Annotated in this window: 20 protein-coding genes; 9 read left to right on the forward strand and 11 right to left on the reverse strand. The window is 65.5% G+C overall.

Annotated elements, in window-relative coordinates; all coding sequences use genetic code 11:
• Positions 1 to 4: 4 nt before the first annotated feature.
• From QOU61_RS01645 to QOU61_RS01670, 6 genes are all read right to left on the reverse strand, one after another.
• Entirely contained in the window at positions 5 to 2,143 is a 2,139-nt protein-coding gene (locus QOU61_RS01645) for a hybrid sensor histidine kinase/response regulator (protein ID WP_289656411.1), read from the reverse strand.
• A gap of 179 nt (positions 2,144 to 2,322) precedes the next feature.
• Entirely contained in the window at positions 2,323 to 3,105 is a 783-nt protein-coding gene (locus tag QOU61_RS01650) for a succinate dehydrogenase iron-sulfur subunit (RefSeq protein ID WP_289656412.1), read from the reverse strand.
• Positions 3,106 to 3,132: 27 nt separating this feature from the next.
• Positions 3,133 to 4,977 carry a succinate dehydrogenase flavoprotein subunit gene (sdhA, locus tag QOU61_RS01655; RefSeq protein WP_289656413.1) on the reverse strand — a complete coding sequence of 615 codons (1,845 nt, stop codon included), beginning with the start codon at positions 4,975 to 4,977 and terminating at the stop codon, positions 3,133 to 3,135.
• Positions 4,978 to 4,980: 3 nt separating this feature from the next.
• A complete protein-coding gene (gene sdhD, locus QOU61_RS01660; protein ID WP_502877005.1) occupies positions 4,981 to 5,355 on the reverse strand; it encodes a succinate dehydrogenase, hydrophobic membrane anchor protein in 375 nt (124 codons plus the stop codon).
• Positions 5,356 to 5,378: 23 nt separating this feature from the next.
• Positions 5,379 to 5,777, reverse strand: a complete 399-nt coding sequence (sdhC, locus tag QOU61_RS01665) for a succinate dehydrogenase, cytochrome b556 subunit (RefSeq protein WP_289656415.1) — start codon at positions 5,775 to 5,777, stop codon at positions 5,379 to 5,381.
• Between the two features lie 205 nt (positions 5,778 to 5,982).
• The gene (locus tag QOU61_RS01670; protein ID WP_289656416.1) at positions 5,983 to 6,915 is read right to left on the reverse strand and encodes a LysR family transcriptional regulator; all 933 of its coding nucleotides are present in this window, start codon (positions 6,913 to 6,915) and stop codon (positions 5,983 to 5,985) included.
• A 107-nt stretch (positions 6,916 to 7,022) separates the two neighbouring features.
• On the opposite strand from QOU61_RS01670, the gene QOU61_RS01675 reads away from it, so the two are divergent.
• The 3 genes from QOU61_RS01675 to QOU61_RS01685 are packed head-to-tail and all read left to right on the forward strand — an operon-like array spanning position 7,023 to position 9,172.
• Entirely contained in the window at positions 7,023 to 7,247 is a 225-nt protein-coding gene (locus QOU61_RS01675; RefSeq protein WP_289656417.1) for a hypothetical protein, read from the forward strand.
• Positions 7,248 to 7,266: 19 nt separating this feature from the next.
• Positions 7,267 to 8,127 (forward strand): sulfite exporter TauE/SafE family protein, encoded by an 861-nt coding sequence (locus tag QOU61_RS01680; RefSeq protein ID WP_289662169.1) that lies wholly within the window; start codon positions 7,267 to 7,269, stop codon positions 8,125 to 8,127.
• A 52-nt stretch (positions 8,128 to 8,179) separates the two neighbouring features.
• Complete coding sequence (locus tag QOU61_RS01685; RefSeq protein ID WP_289656418.1) at positions 8,180 to 9,172, forward strand: ABC transporter substrate-binding protein; 993 nt, start codon at positions 8,180 to 8,182, stop codon at positions 9,170 to 9,172.
• Between the two features lie 67 nt (positions 9,173 to 9,239).
• On the opposite strand, the gene QOU61_RS01690 is transcribed toward QOU61_RS01685, so the two are convergent.
• Entirely contained in the window at positions 9,240 to 10,769 is a 1,530-nt protein-coding gene (locus QOU61_RS01690; protein WP_289656419.1) for a malonate--CoA ligase, read from the reverse strand.
• A gap of 78 nt (positions 10,770 to 10,847) precedes the next feature.
• On the opposite strand from QOU61_RS01690, the gene QOU61_RS01695 reads away from it, so the two are divergent.
• The 4 genes from QOU61_RS01695 to QOU61_RS01710 all read left to right on the forward strand — a co-directional run bounded on the left by QOU61_RS01695 (position 10,848) and on the right by QOU61_RS01710 (position 14,050).
• Positions 10,848 to 11,609 carry an SDR family oxidoreductase gene (locus QOU61_RS01695; protein ID WP_289656420.1) on the forward strand — a complete coding sequence of 254 codons (762 nt, stop codon included), beginning with the start codon at positions 10,848 to 10,850 and terminating at the stop codon, positions 11,607 to 11,609.
• A gap of 251 nt (positions 11,610 to 11,860) precedes the next feature.
• Positions 11,861 to 12,415: a fasciclin domain-containing protein gene (locus tag QOU61_RS01700; RefSeq protein ID WP_289656421.1), complete on the forward strand. Its 555-nt coding sequence runs from the start codon at positions 11,861 to 11,863 to the stop codon at positions 12,413 to 12,415.
• Between the two features lie 198 nt (positions 12,416 to 12,613).
• Entirely contained in the window at positions 12,614 to 13,243 is a 630-nt protein-coding gene (locus tag QOU61_RS01705; protein WP_289656422.1) for a cytochrome b/b6 domain-containing protein, read from the forward strand.
• Positions 13,244 to 13,264: 21 nt separating this feature from the next.
• Entirely contained in the window at positions 13,265 to 14,050 is a 786-nt protein-coding gene (locus QOU61_RS01710) for a molybdopterin-dependent oxidoreductase (RefSeq protein ID WP_289656423.1), read from the forward strand.
• Between the two features lie 38 nt (positions 14,051 to 14,088).
• Here the strand turns inward: QOU61_RS01710 and QOU61_RS01715 are convergent, their stop codons facing one another.
• Positions 14,089 to 15,276 (reverse strand): YbfB/YjiJ family MFS transporter, encoded by a 1,188-nt coding sequence (locus QOU61_RS01715; protein ID WP_289656424.1) that lies wholly within the window; start codon positions 15,274 to 15,276, stop codon positions 14,089 to 14,091.
• Between the two features lie 258 nt (positions 15,277 to 15,534).
• Positions 15,535 to 16,398, reverse strand: coding sequence for an EamA family transporter (locus tag QOU61_RS01720; protein WP_289656425.1), 864 nt, complete (start codon positions 16,396 to 16,398; stop codon positions 15,535 to 15,537).
• Positions 16,399 to 16,532: 134 nt separating this feature from the next.
• On the opposite strand from QOU61_RS01720, the gene leuB reads away from it, so the two are divergent.
• Positions 16,533 to 17,645 carry a 3-isopropylmalate dehydrogenase gene (gene leuB, locus QOU61_RS01725; protein WP_289656426.1) on the forward strand — a complete coding sequence of 371 codons (1,113 nt, stop codon included), beginning with the start codon at positions 16,533 to 16,535 and terminating at the stop codon, positions 17,643 to 17,645.
• A gap of 78 nt (positions 17,646 to 17,723) precedes the next feature.
• Here the strand turns inward: leuB and QOU61_RS01730 are convergent, their stop codons facing one another.
• Both QOU61_RS01730 and QOU61_RS01735 read right to left on the reverse strand, forming a co-directional pair.
• The gene (locus QOU61_RS01730; RefSeq protein ID WP_289656427.1) at positions 17,724 to 18,110 is read right to left on the reverse strand and encodes a hypothetical protein; all 387 of its coding nucleotides are present in this window, start codon (positions 18,108 to 18,110) and stop codon (positions 17,724 to 17,726) included.
• Positions 18,111 to 18,299: 189 nt separating this feature from the next.
• Complete coding sequence (locus QOU61_RS01735) at positions 18,300 to 19,103, reverse strand: hypothetical protein (protein WP_289656428.1); 804 nt, start codon at positions 19,101 to 19,103, stop codon at positions 18,300 to 18,302.
• Positions 19,104 to 19,236: 133 nt separating this feature from the next.
• Between QOU61_RS01735 and QOU61_RS01740 the strand changes: the two genes are divergently transcribed.
• On the forward strand, positions 19,237 to 20,271 hold the full coding sequence (locus tag QOU61_RS01740) for an aspartate-semialdehyde dehydrogenase (RefSeq protein WP_289656429.1): 1,035 nt from the start codon (positions 19,237 to 19,239) through the stop codon (positions 20,269 to 20,271).
• Positions 20,272 to 20,273: the final 2 nt, after the last annotated feature.

The raw sequence follows: 20,273 nt of genomic DNA on the forward strand, positions 1-20,273 counted from the left end.
TCGACTATTCGGCGGCGCCGTCCTCGACCTGCCGCATCCGGCTCGCCCGGTGCAGGGCGCGCGAGAGCTGGTCTGCCGAATACGGCTTTTGCAGCAGCTCGAAGCCATAGCTGCCGCTCCGCGCCAGCGTATGGCTGTAGCCGCTGGTCAGCACGATCGGGATGTCCAGGTTGCGGCGGCGGATTTCCTGCGCGAGATCCAGTCCGGTCATGCCCGGCATCACGACGTCGGAGAACACCACGTCGAAGCGGCGGGGATCGCGCGCCAGCTCGGTGAGTGCGTCGACGGCATTGTCGACCAGCATCGTGGCATAGCCGAGCTCGGCCAGCGCGTCGGTCGCGGAACGGCCGACCTCGATATTGTCCTCCACCACCAGCACCGACATGCCGTCGCCGCCGAGCGGCGGCGCCTCGTCGGCGGTCAGCCGCTGCGGCGCCTCGATGCCGGGGACGCGCGGCAGATAGAGGGTGAAGGTGGTACCGCGGCCGATCTCGCTTTCGACGATCACCTCGCCGCCCGACTGCTTGGCAAAGCCGAATACCTGCGACAGGCCGAGACCGGTGCCCTGGCCGACTTCCTTAGTGGTGAAGAACGGCTCGAAGATGCGGCCATGAAGCTCCGGCGGGATGCCGACGCCGCTGTCCCGCACCGAGACCGCGACAAAGCCGTGCGGACTCACGGGATGCGCCGCCGGGCCCGGGATCGCGGATGCGGCGGCCACCATGATCGCGAGCTCGCCTTCGCCGCTCATGGCGTCACGGGCATTGACCGTCAAGTTGATCAGCGCGGTCTCGAACTGGCCGGCATCGGCATAGATGAAGCAGCTCTCCTCCGGCACGCGAACGACGACCCGGATCGGCGAGCCCATCAACGTCGCGAGCATGTCGCGCAGCGCCTCCACCCCCTTGCCGACGTCGAACAGCTCGGGCTTCAGCGTCTGCCGCCGCGCAAAGGCGAGCAGTTGCGCGGTCAGCTTGGCGGCTCGGTCGACGGTGTTGGCGATCGCGCCGATGTAGCGCTGCCGGCGCTCCTCAGCCAGATTGGGCCGCTGCAGGAGATCGACCGAGGAGCGGATCACGGTGAGCAGATTGTTGAAATCATGCGCCACGCCGCCGGTGAGCTGGCCGAGTGCCTCCAGCCGCTGGCCGTGCTTGAGCGCCTCCTCGGCCTCGTGCCGCCGCGCCGCCTCGGCATAGAGCCTTTGCGTCCGCCGCAGCGCCAGCGCGAGCAGCCCGAACACCAGCACAGTCGCCGGCACGCCGACGATCAGATACTGGCTCACCGTGGCGAGCCAGCGCGAACGGATCGCCCCGGTCTCAAGCCCGGCGCTGACATAGATCGGATATTCGGCGAGCCGCTGGTAGCCGACGCGCCGCTCGATGCCGTCGGCCGGCGAGGTCAGGGTGATGATGCCGCCCTTCGGGCTTGCCGAGATCTTTCGACCGACCGGACCGTTGCGATCGAGGCGGAGGTTGCGTTCGGCGGACGGATAGCGCGCCAGCACGGTGCCGTCGGTGAGGCCGAGCGCGAAGAAGCTGCCGGCGTCGCGCCCGATCCTGGCATAGAAATTTTCGAAATATTCGGGGAGCACGGAGGCCTGCACCACACCGATGAAGCGGCCGTCCTCGCTCGGGCGGCGCCGGCTGACGCTGAAAAATGCCGCGCCCTGATAGGGCAGGCGCGGCGTGAGCGTGGCGCCGATGAAGGTGCCGACCTCGCCCGAGGCATGCGCCTTGAAGTAGTCCCGATCCGAGAAATCGACCGCCGGCGCGGGATCGAGCAGGCTGTTGGCGAGCGCTGCGCCGCGCGCATCGAAGATCCAGATCGACTTCATCTGCGGCATCGTCTCGACCAGCTGCTTCAGCCGGGCATGCAGGGCGCCCTGGCGCGCGCGGATTTCCTGGTCGGAAAGCCCGCGGACCATCTCGTTGGCTTCCGACAGGCTGCGGTCGATGGTCTCGAACACCTTGAGCGCATGCTCATGCGCGACGTCGAGCGTACGCGCGATCTCGCGGTCGGCGGTATCGCTGGTCGAGAGGTAGGAGACGGTCGAGGCGAAGATGAAAAGCGCAAGGGGCAGCGCCAGCGATGCTGCCATCATCCACTGCAGCAGTCTCAGCGAATTGCGTTGCTCGGTCTGCACGGCGCTCCGGCTCCGAAGCGGACCTTACTTCAAACCTTCGCGATGAATAAAGCGCCCGCGCACAGGGAATATTTTGCTTTGCGCGTGGAGAACGGGGGCAATGCCCCGCATTGGGACAGCCGCCGCGGGGTCGGGCGGCCGATGGCCGGAACGGGGCCGGCCATCGGGAAGGGCAAAAGCTACATCTGGCGCTCGACCAGCTTCAGCTTGAGCTCGGCGATGGCTTCCGAGGGGTTGAGACCCTTCGGGCAGGCCTTGGCGCAGTTCATGATGGTATGGCAGCGGTACAAGCGGAACGGGTCTTCGAGATCGTCGAGTCGCTCGCCCGTCGCTTCATCGCGCGAATCTTTGACCCAGCGCGTCGCCTGCAGGAGCGCGGCCGGACCCAGGAAACGCTCGCTGTTCCACCAATAGCTCGGGCAGGAGGTCGAGCAGCAGGCGCAGAGGATGCACTCGTAAAGGCCGTCGAGCTTCTCGCGGTCCTCGTGGCTCTGCCTCCACTCCTTCTGCGGCGTCGGCGATTTGGTCTTCAGCCATGGCTCGATCGAGGCATATTGGGCGTAGAAATTGGTGAGGTCGGGCACCAGGTCCTTGATCACGGGCTGGTGCGGCAGCGGGTTGATCTTGACCGCGCCATCCCTCACGTCGTGCATCGATTTGGTGCAGGCCAGCGTGTTCTGGCCGTCGATGTTCATGGCGCAGGAACCGCATACGCCCTCGCGGCAGGAGCGGCGGAAGGTCAGCGTCGGATCGATGTGGTTCTTGATCCAGATCAGGCCGTCCAGCACCATCGGCCCGCAATCGTTGATGTCGACGTAGTAGGTGTCGACACCCGGGTTCTTGCCGTCGTCCGGATTCCAGCGATAGACGCGGAATTCGCGCGTCTCGGTGGCGCCGGCCGGCTTCGGCCAGGTCTTGCCGCCGGATATCCTCGAATTCTTCGGAAGTGCGAATTCAACCATCTTAGGGAACCTTCGCTGTCGCCGTTGCTAGTACACCCGCGCCTTCGGCGGGATGTACTGCACGTCATTGGTCATGGTGTAGTCGTGCACCGGGCGATAGTCGATCCTGGTCTTGCCGCTCTCGTCGAGCCACGCCAGCGTGTGCTTCATCCAGTTCTTGTCGTCGCGTGCCGGAAAATCCTCGCGCGCATGGGCGCCGCGGCTCTCGGTCCGGTTCGCCGCCGAATCCATCGTGACCACCGCCTGCGCGATCAGGTTGTCGAACTCCAGCGTCTCGACCAGGTCCGAATTCCAGATCAGCGAGCGGTCGGAAACCGAGATGTCGGAGACGCCGCTGTACACCTTGTGGATCAGGTTCTGCCCTTCGTGCAGCACCTCGCCGGTGCGGAACACCGCGCAGTTGTTCTGCATCACGTGCTGCATGCCCTCGCGCAGCTTCGCGGTCGGCGTGCCGCCGGACGCATGGCGGAAATGGTCGAGCCGGCCGATCGCCATCTCGGCCGAGTTCGCCGGCAGTTCCGGCTGCTTGGCGTTGGCGGAGAGCTTCTCGGCGAGCCGCAACGCCGCGGCGCGGCCGAACACCACGAGGTCGATCAGCGAGTTGGAGCCGAGCCGGTTGGCGCCATGCACGGAGACGCAGGAGGCTTCGCCGATCGCCATCAGGCCCGGCACGACAGCATTGTCGTCGCCGTTCTTCTTGGTCAGCACCTCGGCGTGATAGTTGGTCGGGATGCCGCCCATGTTGTAGTGCACTGTCGGCACGATCGGGATCGGCTCGCGGGTCACGTCGACATTGGCGAAGATCTTCGCCGATTCGGAAATGCCGGGCAGCCGCTCGTGCAGCACCTTGGGATCGAGATGGTCGAGATGCAGGAAGATGTGGTCCTGCTTCTTGCCGACGCCGCGGCCCTCGCGGATCTCGATGGTCATCGCGCGCGAGACCACGTCGCGCGAGGCGAGGTCCTTGGCCGAGGGCGCGTAGCGCTCCATGAAGCGCTCGCCTTCGGAATTGACGAGATAGCCGCCTTCGCCGCGCGCGCCTTCGGTGACGAGGCAGCCCGAGCCGTAGATGCCGGTCGGGTGGAACTGGACGAATTCCATGTCCTGCAGCGGCAGGCCTGCGCGCAGCGCCATCGCCCCGCCGTCGCCGGTGCAGGTATGCGCCGAGGTGCAGGAGGCATAGGCGCGGCCGTAGCCGCCGGTGGCCAGGATCGTGGTCTGCGCGCGGAAACGGTGCACCGTGCCGTCGTCGAGCTTGAGCGCGATCACGCCGCGGCAGGCGCCCTGATCATCCATGATCAGGTCGATGGCGAAGAACTCGATGTAGAATTCGGCCGAATGGCGCAGCGCCTGGCCGTACATCGTGTGCAGCATGGCGTGGCCGGTACGGTCGGCGGCGGCGCAGGTGCGCTGCGCCTGGGCCTTGCCGTAGTCGATGGTCATGCCGCCGAACGGCCGCTGATAGATCTTGCCGTCTTCGGTGCGCGAGAACGGCACGCCCCAATGTTCGAGCTCGTAGACCGCTTCCGGCGCGTTGCGCACCATGTATTCGATCGCGTCCTGGTCGCCGAGCCAGTCCGACCCCTTGACGGTGTCGTACATGTGCCAGCGCCAGTTGTCCGGGTGCATGTTGCCGAGCGCGGCGGAGATGCCGCCCTGCGCTGCGACCGTGTGCGAGCGGGTCGGAAACACCTTGGTGATGCAGGCGGTGCGCAAGCCGGCCTCGCTGCAGCCGACCACCGCACGCAGGCCTGCGCCGCCGGCGCCGACCACGACGACGTCGTAGGTGTGGTCCTCGATCGGATAGGCTTTTCCGTTGGTGGCCGGGCCACCGCCGCCATTGGCGGCCTTGCCGTTACCATCAGCGGCCATAACTCATACTCCCGACGACAGTTTGAGGATGGCGTAGATCGAGGCCAGCGCCACCGCGATCGAGAAGAAATTGTTGGCCATGATGGCGGCAAGTTTCAGCTTCTCGTTGTGAACATAGTCCTCGATCACCACCTGCATGCCGATCTTCATGTGCCAGGTGCTGGCGACGATGAAGAGCAGCAGGATCAAGGCGATCGGCACCGAGCCGAGGATCTGGGCCGCGCCCGCCTGGTTGCGGCCCATCAGCATCAGCACGACCACCACCATGGGCACGATCAGAAGCGTCATCGCCACCGCGGTCAGGCGCTGGCGCCAGAAATCGCCCGTGCCCGAATGCGAAGCGCCGAGCGCGCGCACGCGGCCGAGCGGCGTGCGCATCGAGTTCGAGGTGTTCGGCGTGCTCATCGTCCGCCTCCGATCACGTAGGCCGCGATCCACACCAGGACGGTCAGCGAAATCCCGCCGATCAGCGCGCCCCAGGTCAAGGCCTCCCGTTCATTGGCCTTGAAGCCGTAGCCGAGGTCCCAGACGAAATGCCTGATGCCGCTGAGCAGGTGATGCAGCAGCGCCCAAGTGTAGCCGAACACGATCAGCCGGCCGATGAAACTGGACGTGAAGGCCTGCACATGCGCGTAGGCGCTGGGGCCGGAGGCCGCCGCGATCAGCCACCAGGCCAGCAGCAGCGTGCCGAAATACAGTGCAATGCCGGTGGCGCGATGGACGATGGAGAGCGCCATCGTCAGCGTCCAGCGGTAAGTTTGCAGATGTGGCGAAAGCGGTCGTTCGATCCTGGCGGTCATGGCGGCTTTTGCTGGTGCGGCCCGCGGAGGGGCGGCTTCGGGGATCGCGAATTTAGGGTGAGCCTTATTTACGGAGTCGAAAGAGTCAGCGCAACGATCAAATGCCGCGAAAACGAACCGGCGTTCACTACTAGAGGGCCGATCGGGCCAAGTCATCAGCGGGTTGGTATACCAGGCGGGTCGAGCCTTCGCAAAAGTCGAATCGTCATTCTGTTATTGCGATAGGCTCGTTCGCATTCCCGAATGGACTGGCGTTTCGCCACTGTGCAGCCAGGTAGTCGACAAAGGCCCGTGTCTTGCGCGAAGCAGGCCGCGACGGCTGAAACAGCAGGTGCAGCGGGGCCGGGGGACGCTCGTATTCGGCAAGCACCCGCGCGAGGCTTCCCGCGGCGAGATCGCGTGCCACCTGCCAGGACGGCGCTCGTGCCAGACCAGCACCGTCCCGCGCGGCTGTCACCAGCGCTTCGAGGCTGTTCACCCAGAGCTTACCGGCCATGCGAATTTTGCGGCCACTTTTCGTGCCGTCGGCAAAGCGCCATTCGGCCACGCCGGGCGTCTCGGAAAACAGCAGGCAATCATGGCGGGCGAGATCGCCCGGCACGGTGGGCGTGCCGCGCCGCGCCAGATAGGCCGGCGAGCCGCAGACGATCATCTGCACCGTGCCGAGCTTGCGCGCCACGATCGCAGAGTCCGGCAGGTGGCCGATCCGCAGCGCGAGCTGGACGTCTTCCTCGATCATGTCGACCTCGCGGTCGACCAGCAGCAGATCGACCGAGAGCGAAGGATGGCGGCGCAGGAATTCGGCAAGCAGCGGCGCCAGCAACTGCCGCCCCATCAGCGTCGGCGCGCTGATCCGGATCCGCCCGGCGGGCTGGTCGCCATCGCGCGACAGCGCGGCCTCGACCTCGCTGATCTCGCCCAGGATCGCCTTGGCGCGCTCGTAGAACAGGCGGCCGTCGTCGGTCAGCGCGAGGTGGCGTGTGGTGCGCAGCAGAAGCCGCGTGCCAAGCCGCTCTTCCAGTGCTGAAATCTGGCGGCTGACCGCGGTGAGCGAGCTCGGCAGCGAGCGCGCCGCGGCCGACAGGCTGCCCTGCTCGACCACCCGCACGAAGGTTGCCATCGCTGCAAGCCGGTCCACTCGCTACTCTTCCGCCAAACGCAAGATAGTATCACAGATAGCGATAATACTCCCTGACAGCGCAAGGATCTATGATCGTAAGCTCCAGGCAAAAGAGGGTATGCGAGATGGCCCGGGCCAATCATCCGAAGCAGACGCGGCGCGCCCGGGCTGTCGACCAGCTGGTGCTGCTGCTGACGTTTTCGCTGGGCGGACTTGCTGCCGACTGCTTCGCCCTGCGGCTTCAGGGCGCCGGCGCATGGCTGATCCCTGCCGAATTCGCCTTGATTGTCGGTGCGCCTGCGTTAGCAGCGTTGGCTGCGCTGTCGTGCCGTGGCAGCGGATCCCGATGAAAGCGCGGCTGGGGGAACCATCGTGACCGGGCTCGGCCTGTCCGAAATCGTCGAACTGGCGCTGCTTCTCGTTGCAGTCGGCGCGCTCTCAGGCTTTCTCGCCGGCCTGTTCGGGATCGGCGGCGGCGCGGTCCTTGTGCCGGTGTTCTACGAATGCTTCCGGCTCGTCGGTGTGCCGCTCGAAGTGCGCATGCCGCTTTGCGTCGGCACCTCGCTCGCGGTGATCATCCCGACCTCCATCGCCGCGTTTCGCGCCCAGTACCGCCGCGGCGCCGTGGACATGGCGGTCTTGCGGCGCTGGTGGCTGCCGGTGCTTCTCGGCGTGCTGGTCGGCAGCATCACCGCGCGTTACGCGCCGGAGCGGCTGTTCAAATATGTGTTCGTCGCGGTGGCGTGGTCGTCGGCGGCGCGGCTGCTGCTGGCGCGGACGGGCTGGAAGCTCGGCGAGGACCTTCCGCGCGGCGTCCTGATGCGAGTCTACGGCCTCGTGATCGGCCTGCTCTCGACCCTGATGGGCGTCGGCGGCGGCCTGTTCGGCAATCTCGTCATGATGTTCTACAGCCGGCCGATCCACCAGGCGATCGGGACATCCTCCGCGCTTGCCGTGCTGATCTCGATTCCGGGTGCGCTCGGCTACGTCTATGCCGGCTGGCCGGTGGCCGCGCGCTTTCCTGACGTCGGTGCGCTGCGTCTGCCGTTTGCGCTCGGCTACGTCTCGCTGATCGGCGCCGTGCTGGCGATGCCGACGACGCTGGTCACCGCCCCGCTCGGCGTGAAATGCGCGCATGCGCTGTCGAAGCGGCAGCTCGAGATCGCCTTCGGCCTCTATCTCCTGATTGTCGGCGGTCGCTTTGTGGTAAGTCTGATCTCCGGGCAATAGCGGATCGCAGCGGCGCGTGCGCGCCGCGCGGAATTTTCCGGAGAGGGCCAGAATGAGGCGACGCGAGTTGATCACGCTGCTCGGTGGGGTCGCGCTCGCATCGTCGATGGCTCCCTTGGCGCTCCGTGCGCAGCCTGCCTCCATGCCCGTGGTCGGCTATCTCGGTAGCGGTTCTGCGGACGATCAGAAGAATCTGGTGGCGGCGACGCTGCAGGGCCTGAAAGAGGCAGGCTTCACGGCGGGCCAGAACGTCAGCGTCGAATTTCGCTGGGCTGACGGGCGCTACGATCGCCTGCCGGCGCTTGCCGAGGAACTGGTCAAGCGGCCGGTCGCGCTGATCATCGCCGCCGGCGGCAGCGATCCCGGCCGCGCCGCGAAGGCCGCGACCTCGACCATTCCGATCGTGTTCATCACCGCGGCCGATCCGGTCAAGACCGGCCTTGTCAGCGGGCTCAACCGCGGCGAAGGCAACGTCACCGGCATCAGCATGATCGGCTCGACGCTGGAAGCCAAGCGGGTCGAGCTTCTGCACGAAATGCTGCCGCGAGTTGAGGCGATCGGGGTGATGATCAATCCCGGCTATCCGGCCGCGAAGGTGCAGGCGCAGGAGGTGGAGGAGGCGCGGGCGCGGCTTGGTCTGCGCACGGTCGTGGTGAACGCCGGCACCGCTTCCGAGCTCGATGCGGCGTTCGCGCGCTTTGCCGAGGAGAAGGTCGGCGCCGCGCTGGCCTGCAACGATCCGTTCTACGGCTCGATGCGCGATCAGATCGCCGCACTGGCGCTGCGCTACCGCCTGCCGTCGATGTCTTTCCGCCGCGAATATGCCGAGGCCGGGGGCCTGCTCAGCTATGGACCGCATTTCGCCGAAGGCTATCGGCAGACCGGCGTCTATGCCGGGCGGATCCTGGCCGGCGCAAGGCCTGCCGATCTTCCCGTCATGCAGCCGACGAAATTCGAGCTGGTCGTCAATCTGAAGACCGCGCGGGCGATCGGGCTCGCCATTTCCGAATCGTTCCTGCTGCGCGCCGATGACGTGATCGAATGAGTTGAAGTCCGCGGGGGCTGGTCCGCGGCAGCCGCGGAAGGATTGCGCGAGATGTGGCGCTCCCCCGTCACTTCCCGCCGTAAATATCCTTGTAGGTCTCGCGCAGAATATTCTTCTGCACCTTGCCCATGGTGTTGCGCGGCAACTCGTCGACGACGAAGACGCGCTTGGGCATCTTGAACTTGGCGAGCCGCCCGTCGAGTGCCTTCAGGAGGCTGGCCTCGCTGACGCCGGCGCCCTTGTTGCAGACCACCACCGCCGTGACACCCTCGCCGAAATCGGCATGCGGCACGCCGATCACGGCGGATTCGACGATGCCCGGCATGGCGTCGATCTCGCTTTCGATCTCTTTCGGGTAGACGTTGAAGCCGCCCGAGATCACGAGGTCCTTGCCGCGGCCGAGAATGTGCACATAGCCCTGGGTGTCGATCTTGCCGAGGTCGCCGGTGATGAAGAAGCCATCGCCGCGGAATTCGGACTTGGTCTTCTCCGGCATCCGCCAGTAGCCGCGGAACACGTTGGGACCCTTGACCTCGATCATGCCGATTTCCTCGCGCGGCAGTTCCTTGCCGGTCTCGGGATCGGTGACACGGACGGAGACGCCCGGCAGGGGATGGCCGACCGCGCCGGGGACGCGATCGCCGTCATAGGGGTTCGAGGTGTTCATGTTGGTTTCGGTCATGCCGTAGCGTTCGAGCACGGCGTGGCCGGTGCGCGCGGCCCATTCGCGATGGGTGTCGGCGAGCAGCGGTGCCGAGCCCGAGATGAACAGGCGCATGTGCTGCGTCGTCTCACGCGACAGCGCCGGGTTCTGCAAAAGCCGTGTGTAAAAGGTCGGGACGCCCATCAGCACGGTGGCGCGCGCCATCAGCTTGATGATGAGGTCCGGATCGAATTTCGGCAGGAAGATCATCGAAGCGCGCGCGAACAGTGTCACGTTGCTCGCCACGAACAGGCCGTGGGTGTGGTAGATCGGCAGCGCGTGGATCAGCACGTCGTCTTTGGTGAAGCGCCAATAGTCGACCAGCGTCAGCGAGTTCGAGGCAAGATTGTCGTGGCTCAGCATCGCGCCCTTGGACCGCCCCGTGGTCCCCGACGTGTAGAGGATGGCCGCGAGATCGTCGTTGCCGCGCGCAACCGTTGCGAATTCCGTCGGCGCCTTGTCGGCAGCTGATGTCAGCGAGCCCTGGCCGCTCGCATCCAGCGTTTCGACCCTGCCGCCGACCTTCGCCGCGATTGTGCCGATGCCTTCCGCCTTGGCGGGATCGCAGACCACCAGCGACGGCTCGGCGTCGCTGATGAAATAGTCGAGCTCGTTCAGCGTATAGGCGGTGTTGAGCGGCAGATAGACCGCGCCGGCGCGCACCGCCGCGAGATAGAGCACGAGGCCCGGGACCGATTTTTCGGTCTGCGCCGCGACGCGGTCGCCCGGCTTGACGCCGCGCGCAACCAGCACATTCGCCATCTGCCCGGTGCGCGCGATCAGCTCGGCATAGCTGATGCGCTTGCCGTCATGGGTTTCGATGGCGAGCCGGTTCGGATCATCGAGCTGATCGAACAGGCGTGAAAACAGGTTGGCGTTGGCGGCTGGCTTCATGCAACATTCCCGCAAGGGCCTGAATTGGAGGGCTGGATTAGCAAAAACGCCCCTCACAAGGCAACGGAGACGGTGGGCATGACAAATGGCGGCAAACGCGTGGCCTGGGTGACCGGCGGCGGCAGCGGGATCGGGGAGGCCGGCGCTGAAGCGCTCGCAAGCGACGGCTGGACGGTGATCGTCTCGGGCCGGCGCAAGGAGGAATTGGACCGGGTGGTGGCGAACATCACCAAAACGGGCGGCAGGGCCGAGGCGATGCCGCTCGACGTCAGCGTCGCCGCCGACTGCGCCAAGGTTGCCGACGCGATCGTGGCCAAACATGGTCGCATCGATCTCCTGGTCAACAGCGCCGGTGTCAACGTGCCGAAGCGAAGCTGGGCCGACATGGAACTGGAAGGCTGGGACAAGCTCGTCGACATCAACCTCAACGGCGTCCTCTATTGCATGCGCGCGGTGCTGCCGGCCATGCGCAGGCAGAAGGACGGTTCGATCATCAACGTCGCGTCCTGGGCCGGCCGCCACGTCTCGAAGATGCCGGGCCCGGCCTACACCACGACCAAGCATGCGGTGCTGGCGTTGACCCATTCCTTCAACATGGACGAATGCGTCAATGGCTTGCGCGCCTGCTGCCTGTCGCCGGGGGAGGTCGCGACCCCGATCCTGAAGCTTCGGCCGGTTGTGCCTTCGGCAGAGGAGCAGGCCAGGATGCTGCAGCCGGAGGACTGCGGACGTACCATCGCTTTTGTCGCGAGCCTGCCGCCGCGGGTCTGCGTCAACGAGATCCTGATCAGCCCGACCCATAATCGCGGTTTCATTCAGACGCCGGCGAACAGGGATTAGCCCCTTACCTTCCCCCTTACGGGAGAGGGTGGGAGATTCCCGGCATGCGCCGGGACGACAGCGCAGCGCGTACACACGGTCGCGGCCCGCCAAAGTTTCAGGCATCACAAAGAATTTTTGTTCGAAACCGCCTCCCGAAACCTCCCGTAGCTCGCTGCGACGACGACGCCAGGCGATCACGCAAGCGCCGTTGTTGCCACCCATCGCCGGCGGCTGTTCGCCGGCAGCTCAGTTCATTCGGGAGATGATCCATGTCGAAGCGTATTGCACTTCTGTCGGCCGCCGCACTCGGCGCGCTGGCGCTCACCGCCACCATCGCACTGCCTGTCAGCGCGCAGGAAAAGACCGTGATGGTCGGGGGTGCTGCGATGTTCCCCTCGAAGAACATCATCCAGAACGCCGTCAACTCGAAGGACCACACCACGCTGGTTGCCGCGGTGAAGGCGGCCGGCCTCGTCGGCACGCTGGAGGGCAGGGGCCCGTTCACTGTGTTCGCGCCGACCAACGCCGCGTTCGGCAAGCTGCCGGCCGGCACCGTCGACAACCTGGTCAAGCCGGAGAACAAGGCGACCCTGACAAAGATCCTGACCTACCACGTCGTGCCCGGCAAGCTCGAGGCCTCGGACCTCACCGACGGCAAGATGCTCAAGACCGTCGAAGGCGAAGAGCTGACCGTGAAGCGTTCGGGCGACAAGGTGATGATCGTGGACGCCAAGGGCGGTTCCTCGACCGTGACGATCTCCAACGTCAACCAGTCGAACGGCGTCATCCACGTGGTCGACACCGTGCTGATGCCGGCGTCCTGAGCCCGGCCCGCTGCCGTCTGGTCCCCCGCGGGACACGGTCCCGGACGGGGGCGCGCAGGGAAGCGAGCCGGTCGCAACCGGCTCGCTTTTTTGTGACCGCAAAAGAACCCGCGGCATGAATGTCGGGGCATGGGGTTTGAGTAACGAAACCACCTTTTGCGGCGTATAATCGCCAAAGCAGTCGAGAACGGAGCCGCCATGTCCAGCCTTGCAGCCGCCGAAAGCCACGCCACGCGCGAGCCGGCCAGGGTGATTCAGCCCGCCTGGGTGCGGACCATGCACTGGATCAACGCGTTCGCGATGATCCTGATGATCATGTCGGGCTGGCAGATCTACAACGCCTCGCCGCTGTTTGATTTCCGCTTCTCGTCCAACATCACGCTCGGCGGCTGGCTCGGCGGCGCGCTGCTCTGGCATTTCGCCGCGATGTGGCTGCTCGTGATCAACGGCCTCGTATATTTCATCGTGGGGCTGGCCACCGGCCGCTTCCGCAGAAAACTGCTGCCGATCACGCCTGGCGGCGTGCTGTCCGATCTGAAGGCCGCGCTGACCTTCAAGCTGTCGCATGACGACCTTGCGAAGTATAATTACGTGCAGAAGGTGCTCTATGCCGGCATCCTGCTGGTCGGCGTCGTCATCGTGCTGTCGGGCCTGTCGATGTGGAAGCCGGTGCAGCTCCATTGGCTGGTGTCGCTGTTCGGCGGCTACGACGTGGCACGCTTCGTCCATTTCGTCTGCATGTCGCTGATCGTCGCGTTCCTGATCGTCCATGTCGTGCTGGCGCTGCTCGTGCCCAGGAGCCTGCGCGCGATGATCATCGGCCGCTGACCGAAACCGAGGATATCCATCATGGCCCGCAAGCGTTCCCTCCTCATTCCCGGTGTCGACAAGCGCCTCCTTATCAAGGATGCGATCAAGGTGATGCCGGACCTGTCGCGCCGGCGCTTCCTCACGGGCGGCGCGAGCCTTGGCGCGCTGACCCTGCTCGCGGGCTGCGACGTGGTCGATTCCTCTTCCGCCGAGGAGGTGCTGAAGAAAGTCTCGAAATTCAACGACGCGGTGCAGGCCTGGATGTTCAATCCCGACGCGCTGGCGCCGGAATTCCCGGAGAGCGCGATCACCAGGCCGTTCCCGTTCAACGCCTATTACGATCTCGACGATGCGCCTGAAATCGACGGCAAAGACTGGAAGCTCGAGGTGCGCGGCCTCGTCGACAACAAGAAGTCCTGGACGCTGGAGGAGCTCTACAAGCTGCCGCAGGTCAAGCAGGTCACGCGCCACATCTGCGTCGAGGGCTGGAGCGCGATCGGAAGCTGGACCGGCACGCCGCTGCGCGATTTCCTGAAGCTGATAGGCGCCGACACTCGCGCCAATTATGTCTGGTTCCAGTGCGCCGACCGCGAGGGTTACAACTCGCCGCTCGACATGCGCACGGCGCTGCATCCGCAGACCCAGATGACGTTCAAGTTCGCCGACGATATCCTGCCGCGCGCCTACGGCTATCCGATGAAGATCCGCGTGCCGACCAAGCTCGGCTTCAAGAATCCGAAATATGTGATCTCGATGGAGGTCACCAACGACTACAAGGGCGGCTACTGGGAAGACCAGGGCTACAACTCGTTCAGCGGAAACTGACGCGTAGCGTCATCCTGGGCAAGCGACAGCGCCGCGGGCTATGCGACCTTCAGCTTCCGCTGCAGCGCGGTCAGGATCGCGCCGGCGACCAGCATCGCGGCGGAAACATTCAAGGCATAGGAAAGGCTGCCGAGCGCGTCGGTGATGGCGCCGACCGCGACCGGCCCGAGCGTCTGGCCGATGCCGAACGCGATCGTCATCGCCGCGATCCCGGCCGGCCAGGCCGAAGGTGGCGCGTTAAGGCGCACGAAGGCAGTGGTCGAGCCGACCACGGCGAAGAACGCGATTCCGAACATGAAGGCGGAGACCGCCAGCAGCGCCATCGAATGGCCGAATACCGGCAAGGCCGCGCCGGCCGCATTGACGACGAGGATGATGGTGGTCGCAAGTCCGCCGCGGTCGAGCGCGAGCACGCGCCGCCACACCCACGGCGTCGGCAGCGCGCTGATGCCGATCAGGCCCCAGAACAGGCTTTGCGCCGCCGCGCCGCCGCCGCCGTCGCGCACATAGGCGATCATGAAGGTCATGTAGGCGATGTAGCCGGCGCCGAACAGGAAATAACCCGCGAGATAGGGCAGCGTGCGCAGGATCGGAAACCCATTTCTCGCCACGCCGTCGATGCGTGCGCCATCGCCAAGCGGCGTCGTCATCAGCGGCAGAATCAGGACGGCGGTGAGCAGCGTCATCGCCCACCAGACGATCCACCACGAGCCCGGGCCGCAGGCCTGGAGCAGGAAAGGCGCGATCAGCCCGGAGGCGAGGATGCCGATCCCCGGGCCGGCATAGAACAGGCTGAGCAGGAAGTTCGCCCGCTCGGGCCGCGACTGCGCGATGCTGGCCGCAAGCGCACCGCCGCCGACGAAGCCGATCGCGGCTCCGAGGCCGGCCAGAAGCCGCGCAAAGCTCAATACGATGAAATTGCCGGAGACGGCGCACAGCGCGAGCGAGATGACGGCCGCGATCGTTCCCCAGCGCAGGCTCGCGGCGAGCCCAAAGCGGCGGATGACGGCCGAGGCGGCGAGCGCGCCGACGAGATAGCCGACCGCGTTGATCGTGTTCATGAAGCCGGCTGCCGAGTAGGACCAGCCGAGCGAATCGCGCATGTCGGGCAGCACCAGCGAATAGGCGAAGCGCCCGATGCCGAGGCCGATGGTCGGTGCCAGCGACAGGATCAGGATCAGCCGCGCGGGATGCGCGTAAGTCGGTGGCGGGGAGGGGGCTCTCACGCAATGCTCCGAGTACAGATGCATTGTGGCAGGCAGCGCCGGATTTGCCCAGCATGCAATCGGCAATGGTGTGTTGCCGATCGCGCAACGGGCGCTAGTGGTCCGATTCTAACATTCGCCTCCCATCTGGGAGGCGCGCTTGCGAATGTTAGAATCAAAGGACCACTAGCAAATTGTCTTAATGCTAGTGGAGCTTTGGATTTGACGTTCGCATAAGGGAATCGCGGCAAATGGGCAGCGAACGTCAAATCCGCTCCACTAGCTCACCAGCACCAGCACGACGCCAACCACCGTCAGCATCGTGCCGACGACGATGCGGCCGGTGATCGTAATATGTCGTAGCATGATCGCGCTGAGCACCAATGTGACGAGCGGGTATACCGCAACTAAAGGTGCCACCAGCGTCACCGGCCCGTTGCGCACGGCGAAAAACAGCGTCAGCGCGCTCAGGCCGTTACTGATGCCGGTGACGGCGAACCAGAGCCGGCCGGACCACGGCGCCTGCTCGATGAAGCTTCCCTTGCGCACGCGCTGCACGGCCAGCACGACAATCGACGACATGACGTAGCCGATTAGGCTGCCCCAGAGCGGGCTCGGCCAGATCTGGAGCGCGAGCTTGGCGATCGGCGGCACGATGCCGCGCACCAGCGCGCTCGCGAGCGGCAGCAACAGCGCCCAGCTTCGCCAGTGGCCGAGGTCGCGCGGCCGCGTCACGCTGATCACCACGGCGCCGATCACCGCGATGACCATGCCTGCCAGCTGCGAGGTCCGCAGCGGCTCGTGCAGCAGGGCGACCGCGAGCGCCACCGCGAACAGCGGCGCGAGGTTGCCGAGCGTCGAGGTGATCACCGGCCCCAGCGCGCGGTTGGAGGCGAAGGTCAGGAAGGTCAGCGCGGCCGGGAAGAACAGGCCGATCGCGGCGAAGAGCGGCAAGCCACGCCAGACCACCGGCTCGCCGGCGAGAAGCAGCGGCGACAGCAGGATGAACAGGAGCGTGAAGGAGGGAACGCTGATCGAGGCGCCGGACAGCGGCTCGACCGAACGCAGCCCAAGCTGGGCGGTGACCACCCCGGCCCCGAGGAAAAAGGCGGAGGCAAAGGCGAACAGGATGGCTGAGGTCATGCGGTCCGTCTTGCTTGCCTTCTTCGGGGGGCGGCTTGTGCCAAAAACGGTCCGATTTCAGCCCAGCGCCAGCGCCTTGCCAATCCGCCTCCGGCGCATTAGCACTCCGCGCGCGACGAATAAGGAAACAGACCATGGCGACCCACAAGCTCCTGCTGCTCCCCGGCGATGGCATCGGCCCCGAAGTGATGACCGAGGTCAAGCGCCTGATCGACTGGCTCAACGACAAGGGCATCGCCCGCTTCGAGGCCGAGCAAGGGCTGGTCGGCGGTACCGCCTATGACGCGCACAAGGTTGCCGTCACCGACGAGACCATGGCCAAGGCCAAGGCGGCGGACGCGGTGATCTTCGGCGCGGTCGGCGGGCCGAAATGGGACAGCGTGCCCTATGAGGCGCGGCCCGAGGCCGGCCTGCTGCGGCTGCGCAAGGATCTCGGCCTGTTCGCCAATTTGCGGCCGGCGGTCTGCTACCCGGCGCTGGCGGAAGCCTCCAGCCTCAAGCGCGAGGTGGTCGAGGGCCTCGACATCATGATCGTGCGCGAGCTCACCGGCGGCGTCTATTTCGGCGAGCCGAAGACCATCACCGATCTCGGCAACGGCCAGAAGCGCGCCGTCGACACCCAGGTCTACGACACCTACGAGATCGAGCGCATCGCGTGCGTTGCCTTCGACCTCGCGCGCAAGCGGCGCAACAAGGTCACCTCGATGGAAAAGCGCAACGTCATGAAGTCGGGCGTGCTCTGGAACGAGGTGGTGACCCAGGTTCATGCGCGCGAATACAAGGACGTCACGCTGGAGCACCAGCTCGCGGATTCCGGCGGCATGAATCTCGTGAAATATCCGAAGCAGTTCGACGTCATCGTCACCGACAATCTGTTCGGCGACATGCTGTCCGACATCGCCGCGATGCTGACCGGCTCGCTCGGCATGCTGCCGTCGGCCTCGCTCGGCGAGGTCGATGCCAAGACGAAAAAGCGCAAGGCGCTGTACGAGCCGGTGCACGGCTCCGCCCCTGATATCGCGGGCAAGGGCCTTGCCAATCCGATCGCGATGCTCGCCTCGTTCGGCATGGCGCTGCGCTACTCCTTCGACATGGGCGCGCTCGCAGACCAACTCGACGCGGCGATCGCCGCCGTGCTGGCGAACGGTTTGCGCACCGCCGACATCAAGTCTGACGGCACGACGCAGGTATCGACGCGCGAGATGGGCGAGGCGATCCTGAAGGAGCTCCAGAAGCTGCACGGCTGAGCCGAGCGTCTCGCGAAGCAAAAATGAGAATGGCCGGGACAAGCCCGGCCATTCTTGTATCGATCGCTTGCGTCAGCGCTAGTAGAGCGGGAACCTCTGCGGATACCATCCGCCCAAATCGGACGGCGTGCTGAGCGGCTGCCGGTCGATCGGGCGGTTGTTGTTCTCACGCCCGAACGACGGGTACCCGATGTCCGGCGGAAAGGCATAGTCCTGGAATTTGCGATCGCCCGGCAGCACCTCGGTACCGGCGTCGAGCCAGGAGCGTTTGCTCACATAGATGCGGGTACGCGGCCCCTGCTGATAGGAGACGTTGGGGCCGCTCTGGCGGTAGACGCGGTTGTCGCGCCGGTCGGCATCGCGCGGCGACTGTGCGTTGGCACTTGCGGCAAAGCTCGCCGCCACCACGGCGCCTGCCGTCAACAGCAGCGCGAGCTTGCTCGCGGCAGCGAATTTCCAGGTCATCACGTCCATCCTCATGGGCTTGCTGATTGGGCTTGCCCAATCGATTTGCCGCCATCTTACCCGGCGCGGGCGCAAGATCACTATGTCCAATGCGCCACACCACGTCATATAATGCGGCGCCGATCGCTAAAGTTACATCAAAACAGGGCATTAAGCCGTGTCCGGGCGGGCTTGCGGGGGCCGCAGCCGCTACAAGGCGCCACGCAGATGCGGGTCGTCGGCGCCGGTCACCCAATCCGCCGAAAGCATCGGCGCCGCAGCCGGCGCGCAGGCGGCGCGCTTGAGCTCGGCGCGGGCGAACATTTCCGCAAGTTTCGGGTCATTGCCTGACGTCAGCAGCATCAGCCGGTTCAGCGTGCAGGCGATCGCCGCGCGCTGCGCCGGCAGGCCAGCCTGGCGGCACGAGAAGCCCGCGATCTGCAGATCGGGCGCCTCGAAACGCTTGACGAAGCCGACGCAGGCAGGCGCCGCCTCCGCTTCGTCCGTTCGCCTGAACAGCGCGACCTGGCCGAACTTGCTGTCGACCACGCCGGCGGGCTCGAGCGCAGCCCCGTTGGGCACCATTCGCGCCGCCACCGCGGCCCGCGGCGGAGTGGAGCGGTCGAATTCCCCGCCCATGCGGTAAAGTTCGAGCTCGCCGAGCGGCCTGTCGGCCTCGCCGGTCCAGCGGAAGATGTCCTTGCGGCCGCCGGCGGGGTGCCGAAGGATAGTGTAACTCGCTGATTTCTCGAAAAGATCAAGCGAGGTGACGGCGAATGCCGGATGCGAGCGGTCAGCCACGGCCCAGCCGGCGTCGGCTGCCGGCTCGGCAGCGATCACATCGATCCAATGGTTGAAGGCATAGAGCGCGAGGATGCCGACGAGCCCCAGCGTCCCCATATAGGCGACGAGGCGCGCGAGCGTCGCCACGACTTCGTCGGTGAAACTGGTCAGGGCGGGGTGGATCCGGTCCCTAGAATGGAAATTGGCCCGTTCTGGCCCAAAGGAACGCATCAAAACGCCTGAACGCGTGCTACCGTTGCCGCTGCCGTTGCCGTTGTCTTGGCGGTGGTTCTCGCATAGAAGCGCTGCCGCTTCCCTTTCCGCTATCAGCGGCGAAACGGCATTTTTCCTCGGAGAGTGAACGATGGGTTACAAAGTCGCGGTGGTCGGAGCGACCGGCAATGTCGGGCGCGAAATGCTTGCGATCCTCGACGAGCGCAAGTTCCCCGCCGACGAGGTCGTGGCGCTGGCCTCGCGTCGCAGCGTCGGCGTCGAGGTCTCCTATGGCGACCGCACGCTCAAGGTCAAAGCCCTCGAACACTATGATTTCTCCGACGTCGACATCTGCCTGATGTCGGCGGGCGGCTCCGTATCGAAGGAATGGTCGCCGAAGATCGGCGCCGCCGGCGCGGTCGTGATCGACAATTCGTCGGCCTGGCGCATGGATCCGGACGTGCCGCTGATCGTGCCGGAGGTGAATGCGGACGCGGCCGCGGGCTTCACGAAGAGGAACATCATCGCCAACCCGAACTGCTCGACCGCGCAGCTCGTGGTGGCGCTGAAGCCGCTGCATGATGCCGCCACCATCAAGCGCGTCGTGGTCTCGACCTATCAATCGGTGTCGGGCGCCGGCAAGGACGCGATGGACGAATTGTTCTCGCAGACCAAGGCGGTCTACACCAACGACGAGCTGGTCAACAAGAAATTCCCCAAGCGCATCGCCTTCAACGTGATCCCGCAAATCGACGTCTTCATGGAGGACGGCTACACCAAGGAAGAGTGGAAGATGATGGCGGAGACCAAGAAGATCCTTGATCCCAAGATCAGGCTTACCGCGACCTGCGTGCGGGTGCCGGTGTTCGTCGGCCATTCGGAAGCCGTCAATGTCGAGTTCGAGAAGCCGATCACGCCGGACGAGGCGCGCGACATCCTGCGCTCGGCGCCGGGCTGCCTCGTGATCGACAAGCACGAGCCGGGCGGCTACGTCACGCCCTACGAGGCGGCTGGCGAGGACGCGACCTATATCAGCCGCATCCGTGATGACGCCACGGTCGAGAACGGGATCGCGTTCTGGTGCGTCTCCGACAATCTGCGCAAGGGTGCGGCGCTGAACGCGATTCAGATCGCGGAAGTGCTGATCAACCGCAAGCTGATCAGCGCCAAGAAAAAGGCGGCGTGAGC

Source organism: Bradyrhizobium sp. NP1 (genome assembly GCF_030378205.1).
Lineage (GTDB): Bacteria > Pseudomonadota > Alphaproteobacteria > Rhizobiales > Xanthobacteraceae > Bradyrhizobium.